The sequence below is a fragment of the Mycobacteroides abscessus ATCC 19977 genome, assembly GCF_000069185.1.
Taxonomy (GTDB): Bacteria; Actinomycetota; Actinomycetes; order Mycobacteriales; family Mycobacteriaceae; genus Mycobacterium; species Mycobacterium abscessus.
The window spans coordinates 4,766,759-4,774,910 of the sequence record NC_010397.1 but is presented as its reverse complement, the minus strand read 5'-3'; the positions used below and the strand labels follow the sequence as shown (position 1 = coordinate 4,774,910).

1 protein-coding gene is annotated in these 8,152 nt (G+C 63.1%); it reads left to right on the top strand.

From position 1 onward, the window contains the following. Positions 1–8,151, top strand: a complete 8,151-nt coding sequence (locus MAB_RS23735; RefSeq protein ID WP_012296786.1) for a non-ribosomal peptide synthetase — start codon at positions 1–3, stop codon at positions 8,149–8,151. Position 8,152: the final 1 nt, after the last annotated feature.

Sequence of the window (8,152 nt, the reverse complement as noted above, 5' to 3'; positions counted from 1 at the left end):
GTGAAGGCCGATGCGACCAGGCGGTTGTTGTCGATGGACCTGGATGATGACGACGAACGCGCTGAGTGGGAAGAGTGGGGAAATCGAGCGGCCTTGGAGCGGTCCGCGCCTTCGCTGTCGATTCCTGAGTTGTTTGCCGAGCAGGTGGTGCGTGATCCGGGGGCTGTTGCGGTCAGTTGTGGTGGGCGGTCGGTGTCGTATCGGGGGTTGGATGAGGCGTCGAATAGGTTGGCGCACTTGTTGATTTCTCATGGGGTGGGGCCGGGGCAGCGGGTGGCGTTGTTGTTGTCGCGGTCGGTTGAGGCTGTGGTGGCGATCATGGGGGTGCTGAAGACGGGTGCGGCGTATGTGCCGATTGATCCTTCGGTGCCTGATGCGCGGTTGCGGTTTGTGTTGTGTGATGCCGGGCCGGTGGTCGTGGTGACCACCGCGGAACTGGCGGACCGGTTGGGCGGCAGCGGGTTGGTGATCATCGATATCGATGATGTGTCGTCTGGTCCGGGGGCAGCGCAAACTGACGGTCCGCAGCTGTCGGCGCCGTGCGGGAGTGACATCGCGTATGTGATCTACACGTCGGGCACCACCGGCACGCCGAAAGGTGTTGCCATTCCCCATCACAATGTGACGAGGTTGTTGGAGGCCATCGACGCCGATCTTGAGCTGGTGCCCGGGCAGGGGTGGGCGCAGTGTCATTCGTTGGCCTTCGACTTTTCGGTGTGGGAGATTTTCGGTGCGCTGCTGCACGGTGGCCGGTTGGTGGTGGTATCGGATTCAGTGGTGCGCACACCCGATCGGTTGCGTGCGCTGCTGATCGACGAGCGCATCGGCGTGCTGAGCCAGACTCCGTCGGCGTTCTATGCGCTGCTCGCCGCGGACGCGGACCGTTCGCAAGACGCGCGACTCGGGCTGGATGTCGTGGTCTTCGGTGGTGAGGCGCTGGAGCCTGCGCGTTTGAGTGATTGGTTTCAGGATCATCCGCAGTCGCCGCGATTGATCAACATGTACGGCATCACCGAAACGACGGTGCATGCCTCGTTCCGCGAGATCACCGTCGCCGATGTCGTCGGTACGAGTAGCCCCATCGGGGTCCCGCTAGGGCATCTCGCATTCTCGGTTCTCGATGAGTGGTTGCAACCCGTGTCGGTTGATGTGGTTGGTGAGTTGTATGTGGCTGGATCGGGTTTGGGCTACGGCTATGTGGGACGAGCACCGTTGAACGCCACGCGATTTGTGGCTTGTCCGTGGGGCGGGCCCGGCACGCGGATGTATCGCACCGGAGATCTGGTGAGCTGGGGAACCGACGGGCAATTGCGGTATCTGGGGCGCGCGGACGAGCAGGTCAAGATTCGTGGGCACCGCATCGAACTGGGTGAAATCCGCTCGGTATTAAACGGTTTAAATGGTGTTGGGCAGGCTGTTGTGATCGCCCGCGAGGACCGGCCCGGTGACAAGCGGCTGGTCGGTTACTTCACCGGAACTGCCGATCCCGCGGAACTGCGGGCCGCGCTGACGGACCGGCTGCCGTCCTATATGGTGCCGGTGGTGCTGGTGGCGCTGCCGCGTCTTCCCCTGACGGTCAATGGAAAACTCGACTTGGACGCCCTGCCTGCGCCGGAGTATCAATCAGTCGATCAGTATCGCGCTCCGACGAGTCCGAGCGAAGAAATCCTGGCCGGCATCTACGCCCAGGTACTTGGGCTGGACCGGGTGGGTATGGACGATTCATTCTTCGATCTGGGTGGCGATTCGTTGTTGGCGATGCGTCTCGTCGCTGCCCTCAACCGGTCCATGGACGCGGGCCTGGAGGAACGCGCCGTGTTCGACGCTCCGACCGTTGCACAACTGATGCTCCGCATCGGAGGTGGCGAACACACGCTGGAGCCATTGATCGCCGGTGAGCGTCCCGCGGTGATGCCCCTCTCGTATGCTCAAAGCCGTTTATGGTTTATCGATCAATTACATGGTCCCTCACCTGTTTACAACCTAGCGGTGGGATTGCGTCTGCAGGGAGTCCTGGATGCCGACGCGCTGGAAGCTGCCTTCACGGATGTGCTGGATCGTCATGAGAGCCTCCGCACCATGTTTCCCGCGGTCGACGGCATACCGCAGCAGCTGATCGTTCCGGTGGAACACGTCGAATTCGGTTGGGAGGTCATCGACGCCTGCGACTGGCAGACCGACCGGCTGGATAGCGCGGTCGCCGAATCTGCGCAGCACAGCTTCGTCCTCTCATCAGAAATTCCTTTTAAGGCAAGGCTTTTCCGAGTGGCTGCGGACGATCACGTGTTGGTGGCGGTCGTGCACCATATCGCCGCGGACGGTTGGTCCATTACCCCGCTGGTGGCGGATCTAGGTGTGGCCTATGCCAGCCGGTGTGCGGGACAGGCCCCTGATCGGAAGCCGCTGGCGGTCCAGTATGCGGACTACACGCTTTGGCAGCGGGCACAGTTGGGCGACCTGGACGACAGCGAGAGTCGTATCGCCCGGCAGCTGACCTATTGGGAGAACATGCTGGCCGGGATGCCCGAGCGTTTGGCCCTCCCGACCGACCGGCCCTATCCCTTGGTGGCCGACCAAAGTGGTTCCAGAGTGGATGTGGCGTGGCCGGCCGAATTGCAGCAGCGGGTCAATGGCCTGGCGCGCGAACACAACGCAACCAGCTTCATGGTCATGCAGGCCGCCCTGGCGGTGGTGTTCTCCAAACTCAGTGCGAGTTCCGATGTGGCGATCGGGTTCCCGATTGCTGGCCGCCGTGATCCAGCACTGGACGAGTTGATCGGGTTCTTTGTCAACACCTTGGTACTGCGGGTTGACCTCGCCGGTGATCCCAGTGTTGCCGAGCTGCTGGCTCAGGTGCGGGCTCGTAGTCTCGGTGCCTTTGAGAACCAGGACGTGCCGTTTGAGTTGCTCGTAGAGCGCTTGAACCCGGCTCGGTCGCTTACCCATCATCCGTTGGTGCAGGTGATGTTCGCTTGGCAGAATATCCCTGGCCAGATCGATGATTCCGGCCGTGAGATGGCGCTGGCGGATCTAGAGCTCACCCAACTACCGCTCGATACGCATTCGGCCCGTATGGATCTGGCGTTCTCGCTGGCCGAATCCTGGACCGAAGCAGGCGAGGCTGCGGGTATCTCGGGCACGGTCGAGTTCCGAACCGATGTGTTTGACGCCCGAAGTGTTGAGATCTTGATTGATCGGCTGCGCCGCGTGCTGGATACGATGACCGCGGACTCGGCGCGACCGCTGTCCGCGATCGACGTGCTGGACGCCGAAGAGCTGGCTCGGCTGGACGAGTGGGGAAATCGTGCGGAGCTGGCGCAGCCCGTGACCTCGGTATCGATTCCGGCATTGTTCGCGCAGCAGGTATCGCGAGTCCCCGGTGCGGTTGCCGTGAGCTCCGCAGGCGGCCACCTGTCTTATCAAGAGCTGGACGAAGCATCGAATAGGCTGGCACACAAGCTTATTGAGTATGGGGCCGGGCCCGGGGAGCGAGTCGCGCTGCTGTTCGCGCGATCGGCGGAGGCCATTGTCGCGATCATGGGAGTGCTTAAAACCGGTGCGGCGTATGTACCCGTCGACCCTTCGGTACCCGATGCGCGGCTGGAATTCGTGCTCGCCGATGCGGAGCCGGCGGTGGCGGTGACCACCAGCGACCTGATGGATCGGCTGGATGCGTGCGGGGTGGTGGTTATCGATGTCGATGATCCAGAGCTGGCTGTCCAGCCTGCGTACACACCGCTGACGAGACTGAGTGCCGACGATATCGCCTATCTGATCTACACGTCGGGTACCACGGGAGTGCCGAAAGGCGTTGCTATTCCCCATAAAAACGTGGGTCGGCTGCTGCACGTGCTCGGCGGTGACCTGGAGTTGTCGGCGGGGCAGGTATGGTCACAGAGCCATTCACTGGCCTTCGATTTTTCGGTGTGGGAGATCTTTGGCGCACTCCTGCACGGTGGCCGGCTGGTAATCGTGCCCGAGACGGTGGTGCGATCACCTGAAGAGTTTCATGCACTGCTCGTCGATGAACAGGTCAGCGTACTGAGCCAGACGCCGTCGGCCTTCTACGCCCTGCAAACCGTGGATGCGATGGTCCCCGAGCGTGCCGGGCAGCTCGGTATCGAGGTGGTGGTGTTCGGTGGGGAAGCCCTGGAGCCGCAGCGGTTGAAGCCGTGGATGGAACGCCATCCGGTGCTGCCCCGCTTGGTCAACATGTACGGGATCACCGAAACGACAGTGCATGCCTCGTTCCGGGAGATCGTCAGCGCCGACACGGAGGTGACGGTCAGTCCGATTGGTTCACCGCTGGCGCACGTGGGCTTCTTTGTGCTGGATCGGTCGTTGCGTCCCGTGCCGGCCGGTGTGGTCGGCGAGCTCTATGTGGTGGGTGCGGGACTGGGCTATGGATATGTGGGCCGGGCCGGGCTGACGGCTGCGCGGTTCGTGGCGTGCCCGTTCCGCGTCGGCGCGTCGGGACAACGGATGTATCGCACCGGCGACTTGGCGAGCTGGGGGCCCGGCGGACAGCTGCAGTATGCCGGACGCGCCGACGAGCAGGTCAAGATCCGGGGCCATCGCATAGAGCTCGGTGAAATTCACTCGGCGCTGACCGCTGCGCCCGGGGTAGAGCAGGCGGCGGTGATCGCCCGCGAGGATCGACCTGGCGACAAACGGCTGGTCGGTTACGTCACCGGCACGGCCGATACGGCCAGGATCCGCGCTCAACTTGCCGAGTGCCTGCCGAGTTATATGGTGCCGGCCGCGGTGGTCTCTTTGGCGGCATTGCCGTTGACGGTCAACGGCAAGCTCGACAAAAAAGCCTTGCCCGCACCGGAATACAGCGACATCGATCATTACCGTGCCCCGGCCACGCTCGTAGAGGAGATACTGGCCGGGATCTACGCCCAGGTGCTCGGCCTGGAACGTGTCGGCGTCGATGACTCGTTCTTCGACTTGGGCGGTGACAGTATTTCGGCCATCCAGGTGGTGTGGCGGGCCCACGGAGCCGGTCTGATAGGTAGACCGCGTGACATCTTCGTGCAGCAAACCGTGGCCCGGCTGGCCCGTGTGGTCAGGATGGCCGATGGCTCGGATGGGGTGATCGACGAGGGCGTCGGTTCGATGGTGGCGACCCCGATCATGCTCTGGCTGAAGGGAATTGAAGGCCCTATTGATGAATTCAATCAGACGGTGGTGCTGCAGGCTCCTGCCGGAGTGACGGAAGCGGCGGTCCTGATCATGTTGCAGGCCTTGCTCGATCGGCACAGCATGCTGCGCTTGCGGGCCGCTGACGACGGCGCCGGCGGGTGGGCGTTGACGGTGCCCGAGCCGGGGACCGTCAACGCCGCGGACTGCCTGCACGCGGTGGACGTTCTTTCGGACGAGACACTGGTGGCGGCACGGTCGCGGTTGGACCCCGCGGCCGGCGTGATGCTGAGCGGGCTGTGGGTGGCGGCCACCGGCCAGCTGGTGTTGATCATTCATCACTTGGCCGTCGACGGTGTTTCCTGGCGGATTCTGCTGGAGGACTTGACCATAGCCTCGACCCAATTGCGTGGTGGACAGCAGGTCTTGTTGCCTCCAGCGGGTACGTCGTTCCAGCGCTGGTCGGATCGATTGGCCGAACATGCGCGGCATCCGGATGTGGTCCGCCAGGCCGGGGCCTGGCGGCAGGTGGGGTCGATCGCGTCGAGCTTGGCCGCGCCGCGGCCCACCGAGGACACATTCGCCACGGCCGGACGACTGACCGAGTTCCTGGATGCCGAAACCACACACATGTTGCTTGGTGAGGTGCCTGCGGCGTTCCACGCCGGGGTGCACGAGATCCTGCTGATTGCCTTTGCCCTGGCATGGGCACAACATTTGGGGACCGGTGCCGCACCGATCGCCATCGATGTGGAAGGCCACGGCCGTCACGAGGATCTACCAGCCCGGAGCGGAACATCCGAGGGCAATATCGACCTGTCGCGTACGGTCGGGTGGTTCACGACCAAGTACCCGGTGTCGCTGGCGGTTGGTGGGCTGCGCTGGACACAGGTGGTGGCGGGTGACGCGGCGCTGGGTGCGGTGATCAAGGAGGCCAAGGAACAACTTCGGGCCATGCCGGACGGACTGACCTATGGACTGTTGCGCTATTTGAACCCCGACGTCGACCTTCCTGAATCCGATCCGGCGATCGGATTCAATTACCTTGGACGGCTGGGCTCTCCGGCGGCGTACGCATCCGGGGATGTGTGGCGATTCAGCCAAGAAGGGCTGTCGTTGACCGGGGCCGCCGGGGCGATGCCCATCGCGTTGCCTCACACCGTGGAGCTCAACGCGGTGACCATCGACACGGACACCGGGCCGCACCTGAATGCCACCTGGACGTGGGCGCCCACGGCGCTGGATCGCATGGCAGTCACCAGGATCAACCGGCTGTGGTTCGACGCGCTGGCCGGCATCTGCGCGCATGTACGCAGGGGCGGAGGCGGGTTGACACCGTCGGATATTCTTCCCGCCAGACTCAGCCAGCAGCAGATCGACGGGCTACAGAGTCACTTTCCGGTTGCCGATGTTTTGCCGCTGACTCCCCTGCAACAGGGTCTGCTATTCCATGCCGGCATCGCGAAGAGCTCGGGTGACGATGTGTATGCGGTGCAGTTCGAGATCGCGCTCGGTGGTGTGCTCGACGCGGAGCGGCTCCACGAAGCGGTACAGACGGTAGTTGCGCGGCACCCGCACTTGGCCGCCCGCTTTTGCGACCAGTTTGAACAGCCACTGCAGATCATCCCCGCCCAGCCTGTGGCGCCCTGGATGTATATCGAATTAGCCGATGGAATAGCAGATTCCGATACTGAAGAACAGATCGAAAAGATATGCGCCGCCGAGCGTACAGCTGTCTGCGATCTCGCCGAACAGCCCGCTTTCCGCGCTGTCCTCATCCGCGTTGCCGACAACCGGTACCGGTTCGTGCTCACGAATCATCACATCGTGTTGGATGGCTGGTCGATGCCGATCCTCATGCAGGAGATCTTCGCCGGATATCACGGGGTGCGGCTTCCCCCGGCGGCCTCGTATCGCAGCTTTGTCACCTGGCTTTCCGAACGCGATCAGGTTGCGGCCCAGCACGCGTGGCGCAAGGCGATGGCCGGATTCGATGCGCCCACACTCCTGGGCCCGCCACAGAAGCTGCAGTTCGGCCGGCGCAGCGTAGACCTGTTCCGGGTGCCTCTGCGGACGACTCGAGCGTTGACAAAGCTGGCGCGTTCGCAGCAGACGACGGTCAATGTGGTGTTGCAGGGTGCGTGGGCGTTGCTGCTGAGTTCGTTGTGCGGGCACGGTGATGTGGCGTTCGGTACTACGGTTTCGGGTCGGCCGGCCGAGGTGCTCGGTGCCGAATCGATGGTGGGTTTGCTGATCAATACGGTGCCGGTGCGGGCCACTATTGGTGCGGCCACCACGACGGCGGAGTTGTTGGGGCAGTTGCAGGGTAGACACAACGACACCCTGGAGCATCAGCATCTGGCCCTGAGCGACATCCACCGCATCACCGGACAGGAACGACTTTTCGACACGGTGTTCGTCTATGAGAACTATCCGACCGATACGAGGGCGGCCGCCGACGTCAACGGATTGGCCATCACCGGCCTCAGTAGTCGTGACTACTACCACTATCCGATTGCCGTACAGGCTGGGCCGGGCCGGGAGTTGGAACTTCGTGTCCAGTACGACACCGACGTGTTCGACGCGGAGAGCATCAAGGAGCTGATCGAGCGGTTCAAGCAGGTGCTGGTGGCGATGACTGCTCATCCTGGCCGCCAGCTGTCATCTCTGGATCTGCTGAACGGCATCGGGCGAGATCGGTGGAGTGAGCGGAGCAGTCGAGTCGAGGGGCAGAGCGTCGACACGCGTGACACCAACAGCACCTATTGCCGGCCGGCCACTTTGAACGAGCAGATCCTGTCCAGCATTTTCGCCCACGTGCTGGGTGTGGACCGGGTTGGAGTGGACGAATCGTTCTTCGATCTGGGTGGTAACTCACTCGGGGCAATGCGGGTGGTTGCCGCGATCAACACGGCCCTGAACGCGAATCTGACGATGCTTGCACTGTTTGATGCGCCCACGGTGAGAAACCTGGCCCAGCAGCTGGAAAGCACCTCAGCGCGGTGAA